The organism is Eubacterium ramulus ATCC 29099 (assembly GCF_000469345.1).
GTDB classification, from domain to species: domain Bacteria; phylum Bacillota; class Clostridia; order Lachnospirales; family Lachnospiraceae; genus Eubacterium_I; species Eubacterium_I ramulus.
On the sequence record NZ_KI271168.1, the window covers coordinates 1 to 2,122 of the forward strand.

The following is a 2,122-nucleotide window of genomic DNA, read 5'->3' on the forward strand; positions in this document are numbered from 1 at the left end:
GCTCCCACCTATCCTGTACATGCAATACCAAGCTCCAGTACCAAACTGGAGTAAAGCTCCATGGGGTCTTTCCGTCCTGGCGCGGGTAACCAGCATCTTCACTGGTACTTCAATTTCACCGGGTGCATTGTCGAGACAGCGCTCAAATCATTACGCCTTTCGTGCGGGTCGGAACTTACCCGACAAGGAATTTCGCTACCTTAGGACCGTTATAGTTACGGCCGCCGTTTACTGGGGCTTGGATTCAAAGCTTCGCTTGCGCTAACCTCTCCTCTTAACCTTCCAGCACCGGGCAGGCGTCAGCCCATATACATCACCTTACGGTTTCGCATAGACCTGTGTTTTTGCTAAACAGTTGCTTGAGCCTATTCTCTGCGGCCCACTTGCGTGGGCACCCCTTCTCCCGAAGTTACGGGGTCATTTTGCCGAGTTCCTTGACAATGCTTCTCCCGCCGGCCTTAGGATTCTCTCCTCATCCACCTGTGTCGGTTTACGGTACGGGCGCATGGCAAACAATAGCGGCTTTTCTCGACAGGAGGGGGCACATGCTTCACTACTTTAGTTCGCTCCACATCACGGCTTCGTCTCATGCACAGCGGATTTGCCTGCTGTGCGACTACCCCGTTTGTACCGGACTTTCCATTTCCGGCCCATGTTTCCCTCCCGTGTCCCCACAGTTCTGTTACCATGCGGTACAGGAATATCAACCTGTTGTCCATCGGCTACGCTTTTCAGCCTCACCTTAGGTCCCGACTTTCCCAGGGCAGATCAGCTTTACCCTGGAGACCTTGGATATTCGGCCACAAGGATTCTCACCTTGTTCTCGCTACTCATTCCGGCATTCTCTCTTCTTAGCACTCCACAGCTCCTTCCGGTACTGCTTCTTCGCGTTAAGAATGCTCCTCTACCAATGACTATGTCATTCCCAAGCTTCGGTGGCATGTTTTAGCCCCGGACATTTTCGGCGCAGGACCTCTCGACTAGTGAGCTGTTACGCACTCTTTGAATGAATGGCTGCTTCTGAGCCAACATCCTAGTTGTCTTAGAGATCCCACATCCTTTTCCACTTAACATGCACTTTGGGACCTTAGCTGCGGGTCTGGGCTCTTTCCCTTTTGACTATCCAACTTATCTCGTATAGTCTGACTCCCGTTCATCATCTGTATGGCATTCGGAGTTTGATATCCCTTAGTAAGCTTTGACGCCCCCTTGGGAATTCAGTGCTCTACCTCCACCAGACTAAAACGAGGCTAGCCCTAAAGCTATTTCGAGGAGAACCAGCTATCTCCGGGTTCGATTGGAATTTCTCCGCTATCCACACCTCATCGCCACCCTTTTCAACGGATGTGCGTTCGGTCCTCCATTGCCTTTTACGGCAACTTCAACCTGGACATGGATAGGTCACCCGGTTTCGGGTCTGCACACACTGACTATCTCGCCCTCTTAAGGCTTGGTTTCCCTGCGGCTCCGGGACTTTATCCCTTAACCTTGCCAGTATGCACAACTCGCCGGACCGTTCTACAAAAAGTACGCCGTCGGGCATATAAAGCCCTCCGACAGTTTGTAAACACAGGGTTTCAGGTTCTCTTTCACTCCCCTCCCGGGGTCCTTTTCACCTTTCCTTCACAGTACTATGCGCTATCGGTCACTAAGTAGTATTTAGCCTTACGGGGTGGTCCCCGCTCCTTCCATCAAGGTTCCACGTGTCTCGATGTACTCTGGATCCTGCCATGTCAACTTTCCTTTCGCTTACGGGGCTTTCACCCTCTTTGGCTGGCTTTCCCAAAACCATTCTGCTAGGATCATTGAATCAATTATGCAGTCCGAACCCCATGGTGCACGCACCATGGTTTGGGCTCTTCCGCGTTCGCTCGCCGCTACTTACGGAATCGATGTTTCTTTCTCTTCCTCCGGCTACTTAGATGTTTCAGTTCACCGGGTTCCCCTCCATACGTTATGGATTGGCGTATGGATACATGAGGTGTTCTCATGTGGGTTTCCCCATTCAGAGATCTGCGGGTCAATGGATATTTGCTCCTTACCGCAGCTTATCGCAGCTTATCACGTCTTTCATCGGCTCTTAGTGCCAAGGCATCCACCCTGCGCTCTTCTTCGCTTGACC

Annotated in this window: 1 rRNA gene; it reads right to left on the reverse strand. The window is 51.7% G+C overall.

Annotated features, from left to right (window positions below):
• A 23S ribosomal RNA gene (locus HMPREF0373_RS12325) occupies positions 1-2,122 on the reverse strand; the annotation flags it as partial.